The following is a 24,650-nucleotide window of genomic DNA, read 5'->3' as shown; positions in this document are numbered from 1 at the left end:
TACACAATGATATCTAGTATTCAAGAATGGTTTAAAAGTCATATAAACGCAGATAAAAGTAACAGCCAACACACCATTGAATTGGCCACAGCGGTATTATTATATGAAGTGATGCGGGCTGATGATGAACTTGAACAGTTGGAGCAGGACAACTATCGCAAGCAACTGGATAAACTATTCTTATTGACCAAAGACGAACTTGAAACACTATGCAAGATGAGCCGCGCACAGGCAGATGAATCAACTGATTTTCAGCAGTTTACTAGTGTTATTAATGATTTATATGGTCTCGAAGAAAAAAGGGCGGTACTTGATTCATTATGGTCTATTGCCTACGCTGACCATGAACTCAGCCCTGATGAAGAATATACAATCAGAAAAATAGCAGATTTATTGTACATACCTCATAGCCAATATATTCAAAGTAAGTTGTCAATCAAACCCTAACTTTTGCTTATTGTTATAGTCACTATCTGTCTGTTTTTTGAGTGGTGTTTCAAATAATAGACATGCTAACTGTATGATTTAACATACATAAATAGTCTTGATATTATTGGTGTCGCAAAATAGCTACATTTAAGTTTGGTTCTTGGTGCCTATTGTATTTTTGATTCGTCGTTGTTGATGTAACTGTCTGATAAATAAGTAAAAATTATTTATGGCATGAACAATGTAATACCATCTTCAGTAATCACGTTCCACTTGACTGGTTCCTCGAGTGTAATCTACGGACATTGAATGTGGTGAAGGATATAAGTGGATGATATTGGTTGGTTGTAATGGCGTTTGCAATTAGCCGCACTTTTATCCTTAATGCGAACATTCTTTCGCGTTATTTTTTTGGCACGGATGCCTTGTTTTAAATAGGTTTGGTAATGTTTTGGGTTTTACCGAATCTCGTTTTACATTAGCAGAGGATGGTAATGACATGAGAAAATGTAAAAATTTCATTTCGTTTGTGGTTCTATTTACGACGGTGCAAATGTTTATTACGGTTTCAGCAATGGCTGACGGTGAACTAATAAAGAAGCTTGATTTGGATAAGGATGGTCAGATTACAATTAAAGAAGCGGTTGCGAACCCCGCAGTACTCGCCTCGTTTGGTAAAATTGATACGGATGGCGATGGAAAAATAAGTTCCGTTGAGTTGGCGAATACAAAAGTTAACTTGGTAAAAGACAAAAATACGAATATTCCCGAAAAACGGATATAGAAAATATAATCAGAAAAGATCGACTTGTTCGGTCTTTTTTTATTATGCTGACAACTCGATAAAATGAAAAAATTAATGGGAGTTGCCATGCAACTAGGCTCATTACGGCAACTAACATTGGTTAGTTTTGTCGTTGTTCTTGTGCCCTTGGCGTTATTGGTTGGTTACAGCCAAATTAAGTTAAGTGAAATTGCACAAATTGCCACCAACGAAGCCCAATACTCTGTTAATACCGTTAGGCAAGTGAGTAAGATGGAAGGGTTGTCGGTAGATATTGAGCGGCTTGTGCGTCAATATCATATAGTCAAAAAGGACGCCTTAAAACCTTTGATTGAAAAATCGACCCAACGATTTTCAGAATACCAAACGCCTGTGTGTGAGCAACTTTCAGAGAAACAGAATTGTTATAGTTTAACTGAACGAGTTGTTTGGATTAAACAATATTCTGGTACCGAAGACCAGTTGCTATTAGATGCGCAACTCGCTGAATTTAAACAAAATCTAAACGATTTAGCGACACAGATAGACAGTAGTCTTGATAAGCGAATACAAGATCAACAAATTTATGTTGGTTCTGTGCAACAAACACAATTTTGGTTGACGGCTTGGTTATTAGGGGCTTCATTTTTATTAATTGCTCTTGGCTCAAAGGCAATATTAAAACCAGTGACAAGACTTGAACGAGTCATTACTGCTATTTCGCGTCAAGAGAATACCTTACCCCCTATTTCTACGACTGGACCAAAGGAGTTGATTGTATTAGAGCAGAAGTTGCACCGCTTGGCGGGTCGTCTAATTCAATTGGAAAACCTGCGCCACGCGTTATTACGCCATGCGTCTCATGAGCTAAAAACGCCTTTAGCCAGCATCAAAGAAGGGTGTTCTTTACTAACAGAGCAAGTCGTAGGCCCATTGAATGCAGAGCAAGAGGAAGTGTTGTCGCTATTAAACAGCAGTACCGATAGATTAAACTTACTAATAGTGCAGTTGCTTGATTACAATTTGTTATTACAACAGGCTAAACCGGTATTTTCTAATTTTAAAACTAAAAGTTTCTTTGATGACTTTGTGACCGAAAATAGTCTAGCAATTAAACAACATGACAACCAGATTGACATGCAATTAGATTTACCCAGTATTTTCGCAGACAAAAAACTGTTTAGGAGAATCTTGGATAATTTGGTTTCAAATGCCCTTGCCCATGGCAGTAGAGGTAGACCTATTAGCATAAGGCTCTATCAACAGGGCGATATGCAAGTCCTAGATTTTGCAAACCGAGGCCAGAAAATCTTAGATGAGCAACGAAACATATTATTTCAACCTTTTAGTCGAGGTGAAGGTACCCGAAATGATAGAGTAACAGGCTCAGGGCTTGGATTATCCATAGTAGCTGATTGCGCCAGAATGATGTTTGGAAAGGCTGAATTTGTAGAGGTGGATTATGCTGACGTGTGTGTTCGTGTCTATATCCCAAGTAAAGAGGCGAATATATGAGATTGAAATTAATAGTCCTGCTAAGTGTCACAACTTTGTTTTCTAGTTGCGAATTGTTGTCTTCTTCTCGGCCCGACTCGATAACTCCCAAGGTAACAATTGATGCTCCACAGCGTCCGCCTATGTGTGTATGGGAGAACTCATTGGATGAGAATAACTGCTATATCGAATATTGGTTGCAATATTGGTATCAGATCGAAGAGGTTTCGTGGCCAGAACGTAAAAAACAAATAGAAGCGTTGTCAGATCAAGATACCGATGTTTTAAAAAAGGTATTCCTAAGCCAAGGCAAAAGCACGCCATATCAAGATAGATTGCGAGCACAGGGTTGGGTGGAGTCAATCCTACCTAAGCTAACTCAGCCTATGCAGCGCTTTATAATGATAGCGCTTTATTACCCTAGTCAAGGGTTGTTGGAAATGGAATCTGCGTTGGTAACATTGAGTAAAATTAATACTCATCAATCGTTCAACATTGAAGAGCAGCAAATACTGTTAGACAAACAACAAAATCAAATTGACCAGTTGCTCAATATCGAAGCATCTATTATGGAAAGTATTGAAGAGGATAAAGAATGAGTCAGTCGAATGTATCAGATCCCAATGTGTTGTTGGTTGATGATGACGAGAGTTTATTGCGCTTAATGGCAATCAGGCTTAGAGGAGAAGGCTACAATGTGCAAAGTGCAGGGGGAGGTAAAGAGGCATTAAAGCTCATCAATAGCCAAAATTTTGATGTGGTTTTGAGTGATTTACGCATGCCTGGACTGGACGGCTTAAGCCTTTTTGAAGAAATCATGGCGCTTAGAAAAGATGTACCCGTGATATTGATGACAGCACATGGGACGATTCAAGACGCCGTAGAGGCTACCCAAAGAGGTGTGTTTGGATTTTTGACTAAGCCTATAGATCATGAAGAATTACGCAGCTTAATGGAAAAAGCCGTGAGTCAAAGTCAAGGGGCGCAAAGAGGGCAATGGTGTGAAAAGATCATTACACGTTCGATGCAAATGGAACAATTACTTGATCAGGCTTTCCGCGTAGCCAAGCGTGATGTCAGCGTGCTAATAAGTGGCGCTAGTGGAACCGGAAAAGAATTATTAGCCAGTGCGATTCACAAAGCCAGCAAAAGAGCTGATAAGGCTTTTGTGGCAATTAACTGTGGCGCGTTACCAGAGAATTTACTCGAGTCAGAACTGTTTGGGCATGCAAGGGGATCATTTACCGGAGCAGTAAACGAACATCAAGGTTTGTTTAGAGAAGCTGATGGTGGAACATTATTTTTGGATGAAATTGGTGATATGCCAGTGTCACTTCAAGTTAAATTACTGAGGGCACTTCAAGAGCAAACGATACGTCCTGTGGGCAGTAGTAAACAAATTCCAATCGACGTGAGGATTATTTCTGCCACCCATAAAAACCTTAGCAAGGAAATGCAAGTAGGAAACTTTAGAGAGGATTTATATTATCGACTGAATGTGGTGAATATAACTCTACCGACTTTAAGAGAGCGGTCCGAAGATATTCCGTTGTTAGCTCGGCATTTACTAAAAAGTAGCGCAGAACGCCACCAAGTTAAGGTCAGTCGTTTTTCTGACGATGCGATGCAATTATTAACGACCTGTTTGTGGCCAGGCAATGTGAGACAACTGGTTAATGTAGTAGAGCAATGTGTTGCCTTGACGCAAACACCAGTGATTGCCTCTCATTTAGTTGAACAGGCGTTGTCGGCTTCTGAACAAAAATGGCCAACCTTAACTGAAGCAAGAGATGCATTTGAGCAAAAGTACTTATTGAAACTGCTTAAAATGACAGATGGAAACGTGACAAGAGCAGCTGAATTGGCAGGTCGAAACCGTACTGATATGCATAAGCTTATGAAAAAACATAATCTACATTCGGCTGATTTTAAGCCTGACTAAAGGTATGCGACAAACTTAAATGTAAACATTACCAAGGAATCACTAAAAACCACTGTTATTTACATTGAAGTTCCTTACAATACCGCGAATTTTTTGAATGGCAATAGTACACAAATGCGATTAGCTCTGGGCATTGAATATAACGGCGCGCTTTATCATGGTTGGCAGCGCCAACAAACTGTAGCGAGTGTGCAGCAGCACGTTGAAGAGGCGTTAGCTAAAATTGCGAACGAACCTATCAATGTGACTTGTGCGGGACGTACCGATGCTGGAGTTCATGCGACTTGCCAAGTTGTACATTTTGATACCCTTAGTCAGCGGCCCGACCGAGCCTGGACCATAGGTTTGAATCGGTTTTTACCTAAATCCATTGCCATTAAATGGGTAAAAAATATCAGTGATGAGTTTCATGCACGTTTTTCTGCTACCGCAAGGCGATACCGGTACATTATTTATAACCATCGTTTACGCAATAGCATTCTTCCAAAAGGTGTGACCCATATTCATAGTGGTGATCTTGACCACGAATTGATGCATGATGCTGCGCAATATTTGGTTGGACGACATGACTTTAGTGCATTTAGAGCGGTAAATTGTCAGGCGAATACACCGGTGCGAAATTTGACGAGTATTAGTGTGACTCGATTTGGTGATTACATTATGATTGATGTCACTGCAAATGCCTTTTTACATCACATGGTGCGTAATATTACAGGTTCCCTTTTGAAAGTGGGTAACAAGGAAAAAACCACAACGTGGATACAGACGCTGCTTCAAGGTAAAGATCGTACTAAGGCTGCAGCGACCGCCAAACCTAATGGTCTATATTTGGTGCATGTAACTTACCCAGAAGAATTTGATCTACCTAAAACACCATTAGGACCATTATTTTTACCTGATTGATACTTCTAAGACCAGTTTTGATTTCGTGATGTATCGATGTTGTGATTTAATAGCGTTTCTTTTGGCCTATAGGGCTTAAAACGGGTACTAATAAACCGTTGAATATTGTCAATTTGTTGCGTTTTATTGCAAATTGCATAACAGGATTTTATATGAGTTGGATTGAAAAAATACTACCGCGCACTAAGTCTTCGACTAAAAGTAATGTGCCCGAGGGAATTTGGACTAAATGCGGCGAATGTGACGCCGTGCTGTATAAAACAGAATTAGAGAAACAATTAGGTGTTTGTCCTAAATGTGGTCATCACATGCGTATTGGAGCGCGTGCTCGTATCAATCACTTTTTAGATAAAGGTGAAAGGGTAGAGTTGGGTGCCGATCTTGAACCTCAAGACTTACTTAAATTTAAAGATTCGAAAAAATATAAAGACAGATTAGCCAGTGCGCAAAAAGCGACTAACGAAAAAGACGCATTAGTCGTTATGCAAGGCAAATTGAATGGTATGCCTGTAGTCGTTGCTGCTTTTGAGTTTGCTTTTATGGGCGGTTCAATGGCTTCAGTCGTGGGTGCTAGATTTGTAAAAGCAGTGAACGCATGTTTGGAGCTTAATATGCCACTGGTGTGTTTCTCTACTAGTGGTGGAGCACGTATGCAAGAAGCACTCTTGTCGCTTATGCAAATGGCTAAAACGAGTGCTGCATTGGCAAAAATGAGTGAAAAAGGCCTGCCGTATATTTCTGTACTAACGGATCCTACTATGGGGGGAGTCTCAGCGAGTTTGGCAATGTTGGGTGACGTGAACGTGGCTGAGCCTAAGGCCTTGATTGGTTTTGCTGGACCACGAGTGATTGAACAGACTGTTCGCGAAACCCTACCTGAAGGGTTTCAACGTAGCGAATTTTTATTAGAAAAAGGTGCTATTGACATCATAGTGGACCGCCGTGAAATGCGTGATAAATTATTTAGTATATTGTCAAAACTACATCACCAACATCATTAAATAATGTCTAAACTAGCAGATCCCCAAGCCTTTGAGAAAGAGGCTTGGTCTCTTGACCATTGGTTAACTTATCTTGAACAGATACATCCAAGTAATATTGAATTAGGTCTCGAGCGTGTAGCTGAGGTTTTTAAACGTTTGCAACTCGATTTCAGTGAGCGAGTGCTTGTCACCGTAGCTGGTACCAATGGTAAGGGCACGACTTGTGCTTTGATTGAACAAGTTATTTTGGCCTCTCAAAATTCTGTCGCTGTGTTTAGTTCTCCGCATCTTTTAGATTACCGTGAACGCGTAAGAGTCGCTGGAATGATGTTGACTGAAAATGCTCATTGTCAGGCGTTTTTGAAGGTGGAACAAGCGCGAGGTGATACGGCCCTTACTTATTTTGAATTCGGTACATTGGCAGCGTTGCAGCTAATGTACGAATCGGATGCTAAATATTTATTGTTAGAAGTAGGTTTGGGTGGGCGATTAGACGCAATTAATATTGTTGACCCTGATATAGCGGTAATTACGAGTATCGATTTAGATCATCAGGATTGGCTTGGAAATACGAGAGAGTTAATCGCTATTGAAAAAGCAGGAATTTTTAGAGCGAATATTCCCGCAATTATCGGTGAACGGGAGCCTCCTTCTACATTGGTTGAGGCCGCATTTGAATATCAAGTTGCGCCTTTATGGCAAGGCAAAAACTTTGACTTCCAAATAGATTCACAGGGACTTCATTGGCAAGGGGACAATACACACTATGACAATCTACCTGTGCCTAACATTCCTGCCCAAAATGCATCGACCGCTTTACAAGTGTTGGAAACCTTGGGTATAAAGTTGGACACTAATTCAATGGCACAAGTTTTTGCGCAAACCTGTTTGCCCGGCAGAAGGCAAGTGGTCCAAAATAATCCCTTAGTGATGTTGGATGTAGCCCATAATCCTCAGGCAACTCGTTTATTAGCCAGCGACATTATAAAGATGCGCCATAAACGGGTAATAGCTGTTGTTGCGATGTTAGCTGATAAAGACATAGAGGACACGCTCGCTCCAATGTTACCCATAGTCTCGGAATGGTACTGTGCGAGTTTAGATGTGCCTAGGGGGGCAAAAGCAAGTACCTTGGTTTCTGCAGTATTACCCAGTGAACAAAAAGTGTTAGACTATGAATCAGTTGAATTGGCCTATCAATGTGCATTAGACACGGCTAATCATGAGGACTTTGTCATTGTATTTGGTTCTTTTTTTACTGTTACAAATGTATTAAAAATGGGGTTGTTACCCCCTAACGAAAAGGTGTCGTAGAGTGTCATCCGCATTACAAAACCGTTTGGTAGGAACCGCCATAGTTGTTGCGATAGTTGTGATCTTTTTGCCTGATTTATTAGATGGTAAGCAAGAATCAAAACGTAATCTATTTGTAGAGTTACCTCAAAAACCGGCTATGAAAACCGTAAAATCACCCAGTGCTTTTGACACTGATAAAGTCAAAGAAGCTGCGACTCGTAAAGTCGAAGTGATTTCTGAACAGGCTGTGGACGAAAATTCTAACTTTACCTCAGAGCCTGAAGCAAAACTTGAAAGTCGCACCGAAGATGTTCAAGTGGCTGATGTCTACCCAGAAGAAACTTCTCAAGAAACGAATAAAGATGAAGTCGATACACAAACACCACAGGTTAGCAGTTTGCAACAGCAAACAGTAGTAGAGCAAGATGTTGATAGCTTACTAGCGAGTGCGGGGTGGGTGGTGCAGTTGGGTAGCTTTCGCCATCAAAAAAATGTAAAAGAGCTGTTGAGTCGCCTAGAAAAAGCGGGCTATCGAGCCTTTAGCCGGCCCGTAAAAACCAACTCTGGAACCTTGACAAAAGTCTTTGTTGGTCCTGATTTGCAAAAAAGCAACTTAGATAACGCACTTTCGCACCTAAAAGAACTAACGCAATTACAAGGCAGGGTGACCCCATTCACTGTTCAATAATATGAGCAGTTTTAGACGTAAATGAGTGTTGAATTGTTAATAAAGCAGCGAAATTTTTCAGGATTTCCGCTAGTCATTTTGATAGAATGCGCGCGATTTTAATTCTGTGGTGTTAAAAGGGCAATGATGGGCCTAAACATCTCGACATTTAAACGGTAAAAAAACGAGTCTTATGAATTGGATTGACTACGCCATACTGGCTGTTATTTTGTTTTCCGCCGTTATTAGCTTAATTAGAGGCTTTGTAAAAGAAGCAATCTCATTGGCTATTTGGTTCACTGCGTTTTTTATTGCAAGCCAGTTTTATAAAGATCTAGCCGTTTATCTCACTAAACTTGACGATTTGATGATTCGAAATGGTGTTGCCATCGCAATACTGTTTGTGTCGACCTTAATTATCGGTGGTTTAGTCAATTATCTTATTTCCCAGTTGGTCCAATTTACTGGACTGAGCGGCACTGATAGAGCCTTAGGTTTGGTATTTGGTGCCTTGCGAGGCATATTAGTTGTCAGTGCTTTGTTATTTTTCTTAGATACATTTACTCCATTTTCGTCGTCAACCTTGTGGGAGACGTCAGTACTAATTCCAGAATTTAGTTTAATCATTGAGTGGTTTTTTGAATACTTGCAAAATAACTCAAGTTTTATAAAGCCCGTTTAAAAAGGTAAATAGCATGTGTGGTATTGTCGGAATAGTGGGTAAGAGCCCAGTCAATCAAGCTTTATATGATGCCCTGACTGTGCTCCAGCATAGAGGTCAAGACGCTGCTGGAATAGTAACTGTAGATAATGATGTTATTCACCTACGCAAAGATAATGGCTTGGTCAGAGACGTGTTTCATACTCGCCATATGAAAAGACTAACGGGGCAATTTGGCATAGGACACGTGCGTTACCCAACTGCCGGCAGTTCTAGTTCGGCAGAAGCGCAGCCATTTTATGTGAACTCGCCCTACGGTATTGCATTCGCTCATAACGGTAACTTAACCAATGCCCATGAACTGCAAGATGAAGTTGCCAAAGTCGCCAGAAGACACATTAACACGACATCTGATTCGGAGTTGTTGTTAAACATTATTGCTCATGAACTACAAAATACTGAGGGGTTGCACTTAACGCCTGTAGAAGTATTTAAAGCGGTTTCCAAAGTTCATGCGAAAATCCGCGGTGCCTACGCAGTAGTCGCTGCGATTATTGGTAATGGCATGCTGGCATTTCGTGACCCGTTTGGTATTCGACCTCTGGCTTTAGGTAAGCGTAAAACTGAGTTCGGAAATGAATATATGGTGGCTTCTGAAAGTGTGGCACTTGATGCGGTAGGTTTTACCTTTATTCGAGATGTGGCGCCTGGCGAAGCTATTTATGTCACCGAGTCTGGGGAATTGCATACTCAACAATGTGCTCATCAACCAGTTAATGCTCCGTGCATATTTGAATTTGTATATTTTGCGAGACCCGATTCATTTATCGATGGCATTTCAGTGTATGCATCTAGAGTGAATATGGGACGTAAACTGGGACAAAAAATAGCCAAAGAGTGGGCTGATATAGATATTGATGTGGTTATTCCTATCCCAGAAACGTCGAGTGATGTTGCGCTGCAAATTGCTTTAGAGTTAGATAGACCTTATCGCCAAGGATTTGTTAAAAATCGCTATATTGGTCGAACTTTTATTATGCCCGGTCAAACTATGCGTCGTAAGTCAGTTCGTCGTAAACTTAATGCGATTCCTTCGGAATTTAAAGATAAAAGTGTGTTATTGGTTGATGATTCAATTGTACGTGGCACCACGTCAGAGCAAATTATTGAAATGGCCCGTGAGTCGGGAGCGAAAAAAGTCTACTTTGCGTCTGCTGCTCCTGAGATTCGTTTTCCTAATGTCTATGGGATTGATATGCCGTCGGCTAACGAACTGATTGCATATGGCCGAGAGATTGAACAAATCAATGATTTGATCCGTGCAGACGGTTTGATTTTTCAAGATATTACTGATCTAATCGATGCAGTGCGTGAGTTGAATCCTGAGATCAAACGTTTTGAAACCTCGGTGTTTGACGGAAACTACATTACTGCCGATATTGATAATGCTTATTTGCAGCGTATTGATAACATGCGAAATGAAGGGGCAAAAAACGAGGGTGTGCAAGTTGAATTGAACAACTTAGAAATGCACAATATGACTCAAGATTAATCTGACTTTAGATTAAAGCTTTGTTAAGTGACGAACATAAAAAAACACGGTTGAGTCAACCGTGTTTTTTTATGGCATTTTATGTGAGCTAGAGACGTTAACCCACGTAAACGGGGCCCATTCCCATACTCCACAATATTACTGACGCCGCCATTAGTATAGCCAGCAAGACCAATCCACACGTTACTACTGTACTTGCATATATAAAGCCTTTACCTTCAGGAATATGCATCAAAATTGGCGTGCCAGCATAGAGCAAATAAACCGAATACGTTAGACCAATTAGGCCAACAAACATAACAAACCACAACACCGGATAAAAGGCCGCAAAACCAACCATAAATAACGGAGTAGCAGTGTAAGCAGCCAATTCAAGTGATTGGGTGTATGTCGGGGATGAATCAAACGCTTTAGCTAATTCATGAATTAATACTGCTAACGCAATGACTCCCGTCATTAAACCAAAATACATACCAATACTCATGAGCATGGCACTGTTTTTAGTTAATTTAATTATATCGCCGACACCGATACTCCACCCAAGATGGGCTGCTGAATAATAACTCATCAAAACGGGAATTAAAGAAATGATAGCTATATGGCTTAAACTATAAAAATAACTCTCATGTCGCTCGTCAATTACCTGCCATTCTTCTTTTGGGTGTGTATATAAACCCCATAGGTGATTTAAAATCATACAATTCGGTCTCTTTTATGGTTGGGAATACGTTTTGTTAATTAAAAATAAACATCTCGTTAACAATTATTGTGTGTGAGTAAACTTCCAGCGTCAACCTTTTTATCAAATTACTAACCTTTTTAAATATCACTAAGATTCCCCCGCGCTGCATAATTTGTGATTAAATATCGATTACAAAAGAAGTAACAGAAAATACGGTGTGATAACTAATGGAAGGGCAAGTAAAGAGTGATTTTATGTTTCATTTTCCAATAACCACAAGGTGGATGGACAATGATATGTTTGGTCATGTGAATAACGTTAACTATTACTCATTTTTCGACACTGTGATTAATCAGTTTTTGATTGAACAAGGTAATTTTATACCGCAAACAAGTCAACAAATTGGATTTATCGTTCGATCTAGCTGTAATTATATTAGCCCAGTTTCGTATCCACAAAAGTTAGTGGGTGGATTGCGTGTAGACAAAATTGGCAATAGTTCAGTCGATTATGTTGTCGCTATTTTTAAAGAAGAGGAAAAAAACGCCTCAGCAATAGGGCGTTTAACTCACGTTTTTGTAGACAGGGATTCACATAAACCCACACCTATACAAGGCACTTTGCGCCAAGCTATGCTCAGTGCCATGTTGCCCACCTAGTATTGTCGCTGTTAATTTGAGTTAAGCCACATTATGTAGATGAGTATTTTAGAATTGTTCTGCGTCGAATGGGGGGCGCCCACAGCTTAAGCACAAAACTAGGCAAGAAAGTTAAGCAGTTCTGATTTTATAAACTTACTTCTATTGGTTAACGGCGAGCGGCGATTGACGCATAAATACAAGGTCTCACATACGGATTTTTCTAAGTTATGTATGTGTATGAGGTGCTGAGCCGCAAACGCCCTCGCGGCGTATAACGGTAAAACGGTAAACCCTAAGCCTTTGCTAACAGGAGTGAGAATCAAACTAATTTGATTAGAAAACCCCTTGTGGGGTAGTTGCTCTATATGTTCAAAGTCAGGAAAGTTCTCACTCAATAACAATTGCCCATGATGTGCTGCATCAGGATGAGAGATAAAGCCTAGTTCAATTAAGCTTTGCCATTGAATTGATTTTACATCGCAAGGTGTGACTAATACCAAAGGTTCATCGCCAATTTTTAGACTGGTGAGTGTGCTGGCTTGGCTCAACTGGGTCATCAGTCCCAAATCAATATTTCCTTTAGATAATTCTTGTTCAATATTTTTATTGGGAGCGAAGCTATAGTCGATAGACAATTTAGGGTGAACTTGCTGAATATTAAGTAAGTGTGGGTAGAGTTTTAGACCCACGCTGCCAGGAGAGGTAATTTTTACTAAGCCAACCTTTTCTTCATCTTGTCTAACTAAGGCTTCTAAATCGTCACTCGAACGCAGTAATTCAATACCTTTTTGATACAGTTGTTGCCCTGCTGCGGTTAAAGAAAAGGTTTTACCTTCCCTAATCAGTAGTTGTCTCTCCAGCTGTATTTCTAGCTTTTTGATATGTTGGCTCACACCAGATTGGGTCATATACAACTTTTCTGCTGTGTGCGTGAAATGTGCGACTTCTACTAGGGTGCAGAATGTTTTTAACCAGCTGTGATTTATCATTACAAAATGTACTTATTTTAATTATTAATGATAATTTTACGTAATTTATGGGTGAGTGTATATTTTTATTATTAATTAAACGGAGTAAACAAAATGAGCAAAACCTATCCACGAACCTTTTCTCACATCGGCATTTCTGTGCCGGATTTAGAAGCCGCAGTAAAATTTTATACTGAAGTGTTAGGCTGGTATCTGATTATGAAACCAACAGCAATTACTGAAGATGACTCTGCAATAGGAGAAATGTGTACCGATGTTTTTGGCGCCGGTTGGGAGCATTTTCGTATTGCACATCTCTCTACTGGCGACAGAATAGGTGTGGAGCTCTTTGAATTTAAAGGGCAGGAAAACCCAGAAAATAATTTTGAATATTGGAAAACTGGAGTGTTTCATTTTTGTGTTCAAGATCCAGACGTTGAGGGGTTAGCCGATAAAATTGTTGCCGCTGGCGGCAAAAAACGTATGCAGGCGCCTCGCTATTATTACCCTGGCGAAAAACCTTATCGAATGATTTATATGGAAGACCCTTTTGGAAATATTTTAGAAATATACAGTCACAGTTATGAATTAACCTATGCTGCTGGCGCTTATTAGAAATAAATTTTCGTGGCTCTTAAACCTACAATGTGAGCCACGTATATTTGTATAGCCGTAGATTGAAGTCATAGGAGCGGGCTTTTTGTTAACAATGACTTAGTAACTATGTATGTGCATTGACGCTCACTTTTCTGCACCTATTTCGATTTCTCAATAGATATTTGACTAGTGAATGGGACTAGGTTTTACACTTGATTTTATGATTTATTTGACGTTTTCTGATTCCTCCATTCTATATCTGGTGTCCAACTTTTTACCCACTCACCTAATTGCTCCGCTGGCATGGGTCTAGCGATACCGTATCCTTGCGCTAGTTCGCATCCCATTTGCAGTAACATTGAACCATGACGGATGGTTTCTACACCTTCAGCTATGACTGCGCGGTTAAACGACTTTGCTAAGGCAATAATTCCCTCAACAATTGCTCTGTCTTCTGGATCCTCGAGCATATCTCGTATAAACGTTTGGTCAATTTTAATAACGTCTACAGGTAAACGTCTAAGATAGGTAAGTGAAGAGTAGCCGGTCCCAAAATCATCAATGGCAAAGCTCACCCCAAATTTTAAGCAATTTTTCATTCTTTCTGAAACACGGTCCAAATCACCAATTTCACTGGTTTCTAGGATTTCTATTTGTAAATTAGCAGGTGCTACATTGGGATAGGCAGATAACAGAGACTCTAAGCGCTCTGTAAAATCATGTTGCTGTATTTGTAATGCGCTGATATTGACACTAATAGGCAGTTGCGTAGAGGTTTTATCTCCCATATTCAATTGTTTTAATGCCTCTTCTATCACCCACTCACCAATTTCGATACCGAGTTGATGATTTTCAATGAAGGGTAAAAATTCGTAGGGTGATAACAAACCTCTTGTGGAATGTTGCCAGCGTATTAAGGCTTCTAACCCAATAATTTCGCCAGTGGCCATATTTACTTTAGGTTGATAAAAAAGTACAAATTCACGTTTTTTCAAGGCCGCAGCAATATTTTGTAGGATGACATGATGGTTGGTAATCGCATCCTCAGATTCGATATCAAAAACATGATAGCAATTCTTTCCCTTTTGTTTGGCAATGTACATTGCTTGGTCTGCATGGCGAATGAGTTGTTCTGCATCAGTATGATCACAAGGGTAGACTGTGACTCCAATGCTAGCTGATAGTTTTAATACATGGCGTCCCAACGTAAATGGACTAGAAGCAGCGTTTAGCATGCGTTCAACTATTGGGTGAAAGTCTTGGTTGCTCTCCAACTCGCTGAGTACAATCACAAATTCGTCACCACCATAGCGAGATAAAGTATCATGTTCACGTAAGATGTCTTTCAGGCGGTCAGCAAAAACAACTAAAAGTTCATCACCTACACTATGCCCATGTTTATCATTGATTTCTTTAAACCCATCTAAATCGAGAAATACTATGGCTACTTGAGTTTTACTACGCTTACTAAAGAGTATCGATTGATTTAAACGGTCTGCCAATAATGAGCGGTTCGGGAGGTCGGTTAACACATCAAAATGTGCCATATGTTCCAGTTGATTTTGTTTTTCTTTGATTTCAGAAATGTCAGTGAATATGGCAACGTAATTTTTCAATTTTTTGTCGTCATCATATACTGCACTGATGGTTAATAATTGAGGATAAATTTCATTGTTTTTACGTTTATTCCATACTTCTCCGGACCAACTGTCATTCTCATTTATAGATTTCCAAAGTTGCCGGTAGAATTCTTGAGACTGTTGATTCGATTTGAGAATATTCGGGTTTTTACCAATCACTTCTTCCCTTGAATACCCTGTAATCTCCACAAAACTATTGTTAACTTCAATAATTGTTCCAGTGGTATCCGTAATGATAATCCCTTCATTTGCCTGAGAAAAAACACTGGCTGCGAGGGTAAGTTGGGCCTCTACTTTTTTATTTTTAGTAATATCCTGAACTAGGGATGTGACACCTATGAGCGAACCATTTTCAGATTGAATAATAGTATTGTGCCATTCACATACTAATGACTCTCCTGACTTGGTTATATTTTCGTTACTAACAAAACTCCCACCTTTTTGAGTGAGTATTAAATCATAAAGCTTATTAATGTTACTGCGCAATTGTGGTTCAACAATGAGTTTAAGTGCATGTTGGCCAATTGCTTCATGAGATTTGTATCCGAAAATATTTTCAGCTGATTTATTCCAACTAGTACAAACAAAATCTTTATCCCAGGAAATGCAACCTAGGGGGGTATTTCGTATGTGACTTAAATGGAGGTCTTCACTTTTTTGTAGGGCTTGTTGACTATGTTTAAGACGATTCTCTGCGTCTAAGCGCGTTTTAGCCATGGATATAAAATGTGTTTGTAGATCGTATAGTTCTGAAGCGCCAATGGGGGATAGACAACCTATCTCTTCACCCGCTTCCAATTTTTTTGTGGACTTTAAAAGAATGTTTAACGGGGTGAGTAAGCTTTTTTTGATTCCCCAAGTGGCGACTAAAAACATCAAAACAACGATTAAAATTAAAACTAAGCTTGTTGATAATAAAGTCTCGTTAATATCTGAAAGTTTAGTTTCAAAAGGGATCCCGACACTCAAAGTTACTCGTTTATCGTCAGTAAAAAGAGGCCTTTCTACGAACACTTTTAAGTGCTGGTCGGAGCTAAGAAAAGTTTTGATATTAGGATGTGATTCGAATTGGTATGCCTTCAAATTTGGCTGTACTTCATCAACAGGCGTACCGAGCAACTCGTCTTTTACCGGAAAGCTAGCAATGATGTTTTGTTGTAAGTCGGTAATATAAGCTACGGCATGTTTAGGTAAATGTGACTCAGAAAGTTGTTTACTCCACCAATTCAAGGATATGGCTGCAACAGCGACCCCTACTATTTTATCACTATTAGGATCTATGACTGGATAGGCAAAATTGATAGTAGTAACGCCGCTTGCGCGATCTAGTTGATACCCCCCAATTGCAAAGCTTTTATTCGTAAGTGTATGTTGAAAATAGGAACGATCAGAAATATTGACCGGCACATTGAATGGTTTGGCGCTGCATAGCAGGTTTCCATCTAGCTGTACGATCCCAATATTGGCATAAATATCCTTTATTTTGATGACATCAGTTAGGTAAGCACTACATTCTGGAGAGTTAGGGGTCATCACTTCCGGAAACGTTGCTAAATTCTGTAAAAAGTTTTTAGTTCTATTGATTAAAAGAGTTTGAAACGTGGTAGTGATTTCTACTGTTTTTGTTGCCCTTTCTAATGCGGAATCTAGGGCGTATTCTCGAGCTAAAAGAGAAAAATAAACAATCGCTAATAGCCCAGGAAGCGCAACTAAAATAATAACAATAGTTAATTTGGTCTTTAACGACCTAAAAAATCGGTTCATGTAGCAATACCATCCAAGTTAGAAGCTAATCACAAACAATAAAAGCAACAAGATAAAATTAGGAAAAACAATCGGTTACCTATCTTTAGCACGTTAGTTTATCGATTGAAACTTGTCAATCTTTGAATTGAGCAATCGCTATTTTTATGTCTTTTTATCATTGTCAGAATACAAAGTGTATGACTACATGATTGTTCCAAATAGCGATGCTGAGCACATAAACCAAGAACACGAAAAAACTCTCGATTTTTAAACTACATGCGCATCTTGCGCACAATAACAATACGAGATCTTCTTATTTCGTTTCTTCTGGCACCATAAATTTGTCAATCTCTGCAATGCTTAATTCAGGCGTTGCACCTTTATGTTGTGCCACCATTGCTCCTACTGCGCACGCAAAGTCTATCGCGTATTGAGGATTGTTGGTGTGGCATAGTTGATAAATTAATGACGCTAAAAATGAGTCTCCTGCACCAACAGTGTCTACTACTTTTACCAAGTAGCCAGAATTATAATAATTCACATCATTGAATCTCAGTAAGGCACCATGTGAGGCTTTAGTGACACAAATATTCTGGGTATTGGTTTTATTAGCGACAAACTCTAGATTTTGCTCTAAGGAGTTAAATTCAGAGCCCATCCCATGGGCTATTTCATACAACTCATCATCGTTAAGCTTAATGAAATCTGCGTGGTTCATCATTTCCACTAGAGTCTTCAGGTTGTAATGAGGTTTGCGCAAATTCACATCAAATATTTTACAGTTGGCTACCTTTATTAATTTTCTTAAGGTGTCCAATGATACTTGTTGGCGACCTACTAAACTGCCAAAAACAAAAACGTCTGACGAGCTTACTTGTTCTAACAAAGCAACAGTAAGTGGAATATTGTCCCAGGCCGTATCGGCCACAATTTCGTAAGATGCCGAACCATTTTGGTCTAATTTCACTTCAACTGTGCTGGTTTTTTTATCAGGTATAACAGCAATAAAACCGGTATTGGTCTGACGATTTTCTATTTGCTGGAGAAGCACCTTACCTAATTTATCGTCTCCAACAGCGCTTATTATATTAGCTTGCATCCCAAGCCCATTTAATCGTAAACATACGTTTAACGGCGCGCCACCTATGCGTTTTCCAGTATCAAAACAATCCCACAAAACCTCACCAAAACAATTGATAGAGATATCATTTCCCGCTTTATGTTTAATCAATAGGCCGCTCATTCAAGCACTCCTTGGGAAACGCTAAGCTGTTTGCTTTCTAGGGTGTTTTTCATGACGTCTTTAATCTTAATTGTTGCCGAATAGATCCCGTCAATAGCTTCGCCGTATGTTTGGGTAAATACCGGGTGTGTATTTAAATCACCAAATACACTGTTTAGTTTTAAGAATGCAAGTTTGTCGTTAGCTGTGTTGTGAGCGTAGGTGGCAAGTTCGTCTTTCATTACGTCTTGAATTTCGAGCAGCTCTTGTTGTTCACTTGTTTGTTTGTCACTGTATAAACACCAAGTAGCAATCACCAGTGCCGCAAGCGAGCAATCGCGCCCCGACCTTAAGTTTTCGTGGATAGTAGCGATTAAAAATTTAGGTAATTTAGCTGAGCTTTCAGAACAAATACGTACCAAACTGTCTTTTATATTAGGGTTAGAAAAACGCTCAATTAGGGTGTTTTTATATTGTTCTAAATCAATACCGGGTAATTCATCTAACAATGGCGTCACTTCTAGATCCATAAAAGCACGCAAAAATTTAGCAAAAACTGGATCAGATACAGTTTCATCTATAGTCGCGTAGCCGTGAATTGCACCCAATAATCCTAAAACCGAATGACCGGCGTTTAATAGGCGAATTTTCATTTTCTCAAAAGGCGTGACATCAGCGACAAATTGCGCGCCTGCTAAATCCCAGTTAGGTCGTCCGTCACTGAAGTTATCTTCAATTACCCATTGTGCAAAAGCTTCACAAGTAATAGGCCATTCATCTTTTAATCCAAAAGTTTGTGCCACATAGTCAATATCGACTTTTGTTGTGACAGGGGTGATTCGGTCAACCATGGCATTTGGAAATTCAACGTGCTGTGCAATCCAGTGGCTTAGCATAACATCTTGTTGTTCAGTCAATGAGAGTAACATTTTGCGAGTGACTACGCCGTTATGCTGAATATTGTCACAAGACTGCACAGTAAACGCTTGGATATTATTTGCTTTACGAATTCTTAGAGCTGCGGCAATGTAACCAAATGCCGTTTTAGGATCATTTGGATGGGCAATGTCGTGGGCAATATCGGGATGATTTAAATCAAGATCGCCCGTCATAGGATCTATGTTGTAACCTCCTTCGGTAATGGTTAAGGATACAATTTTGGTTTCGCTATTCGCTAATTTATCAATCACATTTTGTTTGTTGTCAGGGGCAAACATAAAATCGATCATTGAGCCTATGACTTTGTTCTCAATTTGACCATTGGGATGGCGAACCACTAATGAATACAAGTAGTCTTGTTTGACTAAAATGTCTCGTAAGCTACGGTTGTTTTCTAATAAACCGATACCACAGATTGCCCAGTGCTCTGAACCTGGGGTTTTTAGTAGCTCATTAATGTACATCGCTTGGTGTGCGCGATGAAAACCACCTACACCAATATGCACTATGCCCGCAGTAAGTTTACTGCGATCATAATTGGGAATATCAATATGGCTGGGTAAATTAGCTAAATTTGATTGATTTAATTGATTGTTAGTCATTCGTTTTACCTTTCTATGTAGGATTCTTCCCACAATATATGCTGGCTAGCCATGCTGCAGGCTAATCAGTTTTACCAATGTTTTGCCACTTAACTGGTTGCTGTAATTCAAAGCAATAAGTTAAGTGGCACCTTAAGTTATCAGCTGATACCTAGTTATTAAGTGACTTTTGACGTCTAAGAGACATATAGGCACTGCCAAAGTAAGTGAGGGTAAAGATGAAGCAGTACAGTTCGAACTGCGCCTTATTAACATCATAAATATGCATACTTTCACTAAAAAACATAACCTGACAGGCAAACCCAGTAATGACCAAGAGTGAAATAACCGATACGGCATTGAGTAGTTTGCTGATGCCGCTTGTATCATGGATAAAAGGTTTATTATCAATAGCTTGTTCGGTTTGATAAGCAACTATTTGTTGTTGTTCAAGTACTTCAGCTGCGACTTCTTTAGTGTAATCCTTATCGGCACCATATTTTTTGGCTAGAAAGGTATAAACAATGATGCTGAAAATCCAAGTAGGGATAAATAAGTAATAAAAAGACATCACATCTAACGCATTTAGTCCAAAGCCAAATGTTAAGGCCAACGCCCAAGTAGCAATGGCTGGAATACTGCGAGAGAGTTTTTGGTACTTAGCCCAATATCGCGTTAAGCCAATTTTCGGAAAAATAGTATGTTCAGCAAATACAATGCCACCAACCGGCACAACTAATAAACCAGCATAAGTGAGTAGGGGTAACATTTGCGAAAATACAAAAGGAAAACACGCAATGATCACAGTCACTACACCGACTACAGCCGTTGTTCTTTCACGTGAATGATTAACAAAAATAGACTGAGCAGCTAAACCTGCGCGATATAAGTTAGCATTTGCGGTTGTCCAACCAGCAATAATAATAATCACAAAACCTGTTAAACCTAGCGCGTGATAAGCCACATCACCTGGATCAAGTGACGTAATAGTGGTTTTAAGTAAAACGGCCGCACCAGCCCCCATAATACCGGCTGAGATCCATGCTAAATAATGTCCAAAGAACATGCCGACACCAGAAAACAGTCCGTAGCTTTTCTTTTTAGCGAAACGAAATATAGCCATGTCAATTAAGCCAAAGTGCGTGATAGAGTTCGCTGCCCAAGCAAATCCTATGACTTCTAACAAACCAATGCCTTTTTCACCACTACCGGTAAAGCCGGTCCAAATGGAGTGATCTCCTATAGTGATAAAGTCGCCCCATCCGCTAAACGTAGTGGTACCTAATACATGATTAGATAGGGCTGGAAATAAAGTAAACGAGCCAGCAATAAAGATAACAAACAGCCAAGGTGCACAAATTTTAGAAAAATCAGCTACAGTGGCAAAACCGTACATAGCAACCAACACCACTATCGAGCCTACGGCCAAAACAATGGCGACAAACCAAAAGCTATTGGGGTACCAATCCAGTTGTGCAGGAATATCGAATACAAACCTGACTGCGGTGGACGACACCGTAATCATGGCTGCGGAGATCACCGAAAATATCACTACATTCGCCCAGTTATAGAGCTTGGTCATCGAATTACCGGCAATTTTATTCAGGTAATTATATAAACTTAAACGAGTCTCAACCGCTATGGGGGCGGTTAACAACCACCATGAACACATTGCTAGTAGATTACCAATTAACAAACCTAATAAGATGTCTCTGGTCGATGCACCTAACGCGACAAAGGTGGCACCGATAACAAATTCTGTGGCGGCAACATGTTCACCTGCATATAAGCCCGCAAAATGTTTCCAGCCATGCAATTTGTTTTTGGCGACTGGCATTTGTTCTTCATTTATTCCATGAAAAGCGTTTTCTGTTCGAGTATTAGCCATTTTTATTTTCCTCATTATCACCATCGCTGAGTAAACAAGCAGGTAAGCGATAATATTTTTAAACTAGAATTAAGAATGTTTACTTTGAAGACAATGCAAGTATGGCCTTGGCGGTATACTCGTTTGTAATTAGCGAATTAATTAGTTTGCCTTTCAGGGCAGCATGAATTGCTGGTACTTTGTCTGACCCTGCGGCGATGCCATAAACAGGTTTAGACGCATTAATGGTTAATGGCGCGCTGACTACGCGATCATTGGTTGCATTAGAAAGTAGGTGTCCATTTTGGTCATAGAGCCAACTCACAATTTCTCCGTAAGCACCATCATTTTTCAAATGACTTAATTCAGAATCATTAATGAAACCGTCTAATAACAAAGGAGAGCTATCGGTAATTTGACCTATGCCCACAAAAGTCGCATCGGCTTGTTCAATTAAGCTAAAAATACTTTTAACAGGTTGCAGGTTTTGCAGGGTGTTTTTTTCAGAAATACTAGATGCAATGACGGGAAGAGGCATTGGGAAATGTTTAGCATTGATACGATTTGCCATAGTCACCACAATATCAAACGCTGAGGCCGAGCCGTCTGCCATCATATTCCCTACAAGTGACACAATTTTGTGCTGTTGACATTGCATTGAAGGAAGCTCATCGATACAAGCTTTTAGTGCTCTTCCTGTACCAAAGGCCAATGTTTTTGGCGTTTCTGATTTTAAATAACGTTCTAAAATTGTCGCACTACATTGCGCTAAACCGTGATTTGAGTCAGGAGTTGCTGGGTCGCTAGGGACTATTTCACAATCAAGCAAAGCAAATTTATTTTTTATCTGTTGTGCCAGTTCCATACATTGAGCAATTGGATGATCCAAACGCACTTTTATCAAACCTTCAGTTACAGCAAGGGCCACTAATCGTTGTGCGGATTGGCGAGATACTTCTAACTTTTGGGCGATTTCATCTTGAGTATTTTTGGCTACATAATATAGCCATGCTGCGCGAGCCGCGTCTTCTAAACGCTTTAACTCTGTTGTCGATCTATTATCCATCAGGATGCCTTTTTGATTGTAACTTGGTCTTACAATAATTGTTAATCAGCTTGAGCTTATGCTCAAGTTGAGGGCATATTCTCAGTTGTTTGTTAGTATGTCAACATTTTGCCGCCTCTTTTTTATACAAAAATTAAACAAAACAGTAACAAAGCTAAATGTACTGGTTTTAGCCAATACCTGAGATACAAAGCTAAATTGCTATTTAAAAAAAATAGTTACTTGTAACTTATTGAATACATTAAGTTATTAAAAGTAATCGAGGATTTTATTAAATTTTTGTAAATAAAATCATTGACCTGAATATCGGGGTTGTGGAAAATGCTCATCGGTTGGGCATATGCTCAGTTGTGTTATTTGGTCATAAGCTGTTTTGGATATTTGACGATGAATATAGCTAAAACCAATCAGTCATCATTCACTAAAGCCACTGTTTTTGGAGAGAGTAAAATGTTAATCAATCCCGTGAAATCAATTTTTGCCTTAGCGATATTCTGTTTATTTGGTTTGAGCTCTGAAAGCGTTGCGAATGAAAATGCAGCAAGGTGGGATCTTCGGTTCGACCTGAAAACTAATCACCTGTGGCATGGTTTTATTGTCACCGACGGGGTGATGACGTCAGGCGAACTGACTTATAAAACAGCCGACAATAAAACCACTTTTGGGTTATGGGGTGGGGGCTCTTTTAATGGGGAGTTCAAGGAGTTTACCTATTTTGCTTCCCACCAGTTTTCTGATCAGCTGTTTGTTGAAATTGTTAATCATGGTAACCATTCGTCTATTCCTGCTAGTAATGTGGACATATTCGATTATTCTTCAGATCCTTTAAAAACAGGTAACTTTATTGACTTAGGTCTCGGTTATACCTTTGAAGGAGATATGCCTATTTCGGTATATTATTCGGTTATAGTGCAGGGCGTTGATTCTTTTGTGGATGCTGATTCAGGCAAAATGGAACGTGCTTACACTAACTATATAGAAATCAATGCGCCAGTTTGGAAAGGCAAAGACGGTGAAACAGTTGATGTGTTTATAGGCGGTGCTTTTTCTCCAGTTCAAGAAAAAAACTTCTATTCAGACAGTGCGAATATTAATAACCTCGGTTTGACCTATAAAAAGCAACTTAAGGTTGCTGGATATAGTTTACCTGTTTCGGCAACGGCGATGTGGAATCCTGCGTTAAATCACGGTGCACTGCAAGTCGCTGTGAATTTGTTCTGATTTTTAGTGTTCTTCTATATAAAATTAGCGCTCATCATCAAATATAAATAGGTTTTTATTATTATGACTTTGTCTAATTATTTGCAGTGTAACCCAATCGAGTTGATCATATTTGATTGTGATGGTGTGTTAGTCGATAGTGAAATTTTAAGTAAACAAACCTTGCTTAAAATGCTCAGTGAGTTGGGGGCAACTGTATCTGATGAGTACTTTTACAGGCATTTTTTGGGGCATAACTTTGAGCATGTGACGGCAAAAGTTTTAGAAGATTTTTCAGTTGTTTTGAGTGAAGATTTTCGTTTTGCATACAGAGATGCATTGTTAGAGGTCTTCACTACTGAGTTAAAGCCTACCCTTGAGTTAGATTCCATACTAAAAAACTTGCATGTGAAGTCGTGTGTGGCAACCAGTAGTAGCCCTGCTAAGGTAAGTCATGCACTGCGTGCCACTGCTTTAAATGAGTATTTTTCTGGTAAAGTATTTACGGCATCCGAAGTCAAAAAGGGTAAACCTGCCCCAGATTTATTTTTACATGCGGCGAAAAAGATGGGCGTGGCAGCTGAACATTGTTTAGTCATTGAAGATTCTCCTGCGGGTATTCAAGGTGCAAAGGCTGCGAATATGCGAGTCATTAGGTATGCAGGCGCGAGTCATTTAATTCATCACAGTTATCATGATGATGTGCACACTATTACCCATTGGGAGCAGTTAGAGCATTTAATCTCTTAACTCGACCCTAATCAAAAAGTTGAAATGTAAGACGTGTCATTAATGCTAGTGAATATCAATT

Annotated in this window: 22 protein-coding genes; 15 read left to right on the top strand and 7 right to left on the bottom strand. The window is 39.5% G+C overall.

Annotation, left to right across the window (positions count from 1 at the left end):
- Window positions 1-6 precede the first annotated feature (6 nt).
- From ABJK37_RS23805 to purF, 11 genes are all read left to right on the top strand, one after another.
- On the top strand, window positions 7-447 hold the full coding sequence (locus ABJK37_RS23805; RefSeq protein WP_348359008.1) for a TerB family tellurite resistance protein: 441 nt from the start codon (window positions 7-9) through the stop codon (window positions 445-447).
- Between the two features lie 433 nt (window positions 448-880).
- Complete coding sequence (locus ABJK37_RS23800) at window positions 881-1,213, top strand: hypothetical protein (RefSeq protein ID WP_348359006.1); 333 nt, start codon at window positions 881-883, stop codon at window positions 1,211-1,213.
- 87 nt (window positions 1,214-1,300) lie between these two features.
- Window positions 1,301-2,707: a HAMP domain-containing sensor histidine kinase gene (locus ABJK37_RS23795; protein ID WP_348359004.1), complete on the top strand. Its 1,407-nt coding sequence runs from the start codon at window positions 1,301-1,303 to the stop codon at window positions 2,705-2,707.
- A complete protein-coding gene (locus ABJK37_RS23790) occupies window positions 2,704-3,285 on the top strand; it encodes a hypothetical protein (protein WP_348359003.1) in 582 nt (193 codons plus the stop codon). The genes ABJK37_RS23795 and ABJK37_RS23790 overlap by 4 nt, the downstream gene beginning before the upstream one ends.
- A complete protein-coding gene (locus tag ABJK37_RS23785; RefSeq protein WP_348359001.1) occupies window positions 3,282-4,628 on the top strand; it encodes a sigma 54-interacting transcriptional regulator in 1,347 nt (448 codons plus the stop codon). The genes ABJK37_RS23790 and ABJK37_RS23785 overlap by 4 nt, the downstream gene beginning before the upstream one ends.
- A gap of 114 nt (window positions 4,629-4,742) precedes the next feature.
- The gene (truA, locus tag ABJK37_RS23780; RefSeq protein ID WP_348358999.1) at window positions 4,743-5,531 is read left to right on the top strand and encodes a tRNA pseudouridine(38-40) synthase TruA; all 789 of its coding nucleotides are present in this window, start codon (window positions 4,743-4,745) and stop codon (window positions 5,529-5,531) included.
- Window positions 5,532-5,683: 152 nt separating this feature from the next.
- Window positions 5,684-6,532, top strand: a complete 849-nt coding sequence (accD, locus tag ABJK37_RS23775) for an acetyl-CoA carboxylase, carboxyltransferase subunit beta (protein WP_348358997.1) — start codon at window positions 5,684-5,686, stop codon at window positions 6,530-6,532.
- A 3-nt stretch (window positions 6,533-6,535) separates the two neighbouring features.
- Window positions 6,536-7,828 carry a bifunctional tetrahydrofolate synthase/dihydrofolate synthase gene (folC, locus tag ABJK37_RS23770; protein WP_348358995.1) on the top strand — a complete coding sequence of 431 codons (1,293 nt, stop codon included), beginning with the start codon at window positions 6,536-6,538 and terminating at the stop codon, window positions 7,826-7,828.
- Between the two features lies 1 nt (window position 7,829).
- Window positions 7,830-8,498 (top strand): SPOR domain-containing protein, encoded by a 669-nt coding sequence (locus tag ABJK37_RS23765; RefSeq protein WP_348358993.1) that lies wholly within the window; start codon window positions 7,830-7,832, stop codon window positions 8,496-8,498.
- A gap of 172 nt (window positions 8,499-8,670) precedes the next feature.
- On the top strand, window positions 8,671-9,159 hold the full coding sequence (locus ABJK37_RS23760) for a CvpA family protein (RefSeq protein ID WP_348358991.1): 489 nt from the start codon (window positions 8,671-8,673) through the stop codon (window positions 9,157-9,159).
- 13 nt (window positions 9,160-9,172) lie between these two features.
- Window positions 9,173-10,690 carry an amidophosphoribosyltransferase gene (gene purF, locus ABJK37_RS23755; protein WP_348358989.1) on the top strand — a complete coding sequence of 506 codons (1,518 nt, stop codon included), beginning with the start codon at window positions 9,173-9,175 and terminating at the stop codon, window positions 10,688-10,690.
- 97 nt (window positions 10,691-10,787) lie between these two features.
- Here the strand turns inward: purF and ABJK37_RS23750 are convergent, their stop codons facing one another.
- Window positions 10,788-11,387, bottom strand: coding sequence for a Yip1 family protein (locus tag ABJK37_RS23750; RefSeq protein WP_348358987.1), 600 nt, complete (start codon window positions 11,385-11,387; stop codon window positions 10,788-10,790).
- A gap of 212 nt (window positions 11,388-11,599) precedes the next feature.
- On the opposite strand from ABJK37_RS23750, the gene ABJK37_RS23745 reads away from it, so the two are divergent.
- Window positions 11,600-12,031, top strand: a complete 432-nt coding sequence (locus ABJK37_RS23745; protein WP_348358985.1) for a thioesterase family protein — start codon at window positions 11,600-11,602, stop codon at window positions 12,029-12,031.
- Window positions 12,032-12,129: 98 nt separating this feature from the next.
- Here the strand turns inward: ABJK37_RS23745 and ABJK37_RS23740 are convergent, their stop codons facing one another.
- Window positions 12,130-13,002 (bottom strand): LysR family transcriptional regulator, encoded by an 873-nt coding sequence (locus ABJK37_RS23740; protein ID WP_348358983.1) that lies wholly within the window; start codon window positions 13,000-13,002, stop codon window positions 12,130-12,132.
- 93 nt (window positions 13,003-13,095) lie between these two features.
- Between ABJK37_RS23740 and ABJK37_RS23735 the strand changes: the two genes are divergently transcribed.
- Window positions 13,096-13,596, top strand: a complete 501-nt coding sequence (locus ABJK37_RS23735; RefSeq protein WP_348358981.1) for a lactoylglutathione lyase family protein — start codon at window positions 13,096-13,098, stop codon at window positions 13,594-13,596.
- A 200-nt stretch (window positions 13,597-13,796) separates the two neighbouring features.
- On the opposite strand, the gene ABJK37_RS23730 is transcribed toward ABJK37_RS23735, so the two are convergent.
- The 5 genes from ABJK37_RS23730 to ABJK37_RS23710 form a co-directional block, all read right to left on the bottom strand.
- Window positions 13,797-16,982, bottom strand: a complete 3,186-nt coding sequence (locus ABJK37_RS23730) for an EAL domain-containing protein (protein WP_348358979.1) — start codon at window positions 16,980-16,982, stop codon at window positions 13,797-13,799.
- A 295-nt stretch (window positions 16,983-17,277) separates the two neighbouring features.
- Window positions 17,278-18,207, bottom strand: coding sequence for a carbohydrate kinase (locus tag ABJK37_RS23725; RefSeq protein WP_348358977.1), 930 nt, complete (start codon window positions 18,205-18,207; stop codon window positions 17,278-17,280).
- Entirely contained in the window at window positions 18,204-19,727 is a 1,524-nt protein-coding gene (locus ABJK37_RS23720; RefSeq protein ID WP_348358975.1) for a mannitol dehydrogenase family protein, read from the bottom strand. Before ABJK37_RS23720 ends, ABJK37_RS23725 begins: the two co-directional genes overlap by 4 nt.
- Window positions 19,728-19,878: 151 nt before the next feature.
- Window positions 19,879-21,594: a hypothetical protein gene (locus ABJK37_RS23715; RefSeq protein ID WP_348358973.1), complete on the bottom strand. Its 1,716-nt coding sequence runs from the start codon at window positions 21,592-21,594 to the stop codon at window positions 19,879-19,881.
- A gap of 79 nt (window positions 21,595-21,673) precedes the next feature.
- Window positions 21,674-22,639 (bottom strand): sugar-binding transcriptional regulator, encoded by a 966-nt coding sequence (locus tag ABJK37_RS23710; RefSeq protein WP_348358971.1) that lies wholly within the window; start codon window positions 22,637-22,639, stop codon window positions 21,674-21,676.
- 387 nt (window positions 22,640-23,026) lie between these two features.
- Between ABJK37_RS23710 and ABJK37_RS23705 the strand changes: the two genes are divergently transcribed.
- A complete protein-coding gene (locus tag ABJK37_RS23705; protein ID WP_348358969.1) occupies window positions 23,027-23,860 on the top strand; it encodes a hypothetical protein in 834 nt (277 codons plus the stop codon).
- A gap of 63 nt (window positions 23,861-23,923) precedes the next feature.
- Window positions 23,924-24,589, top strand: coding sequence for an HAD family phosphatase (locus ABJK37_RS23700; protein WP_348358967.1), 666 nt, complete (start codon window positions 23,924-23,926; stop codon window positions 24,587-24,589).
- The last annotated feature ends 61 nt before the right edge of the window (window positions 24,590-24,650 follow it).

Origin of the sequence: Paraglaciecola sp. (assembly GCF_039964565.1) — a bacterium.
GTDB lineage: Bacteria > Pseudomonadota > Gammaproteobacteria > Enterobacterales > Alteromonadaceae > Paraglaciecola.
The sequence above is the reverse complement of the archived record's forward strand: the minus strand, read 5'-3'. Positions and strand labels throughout refer to the sequence as shown.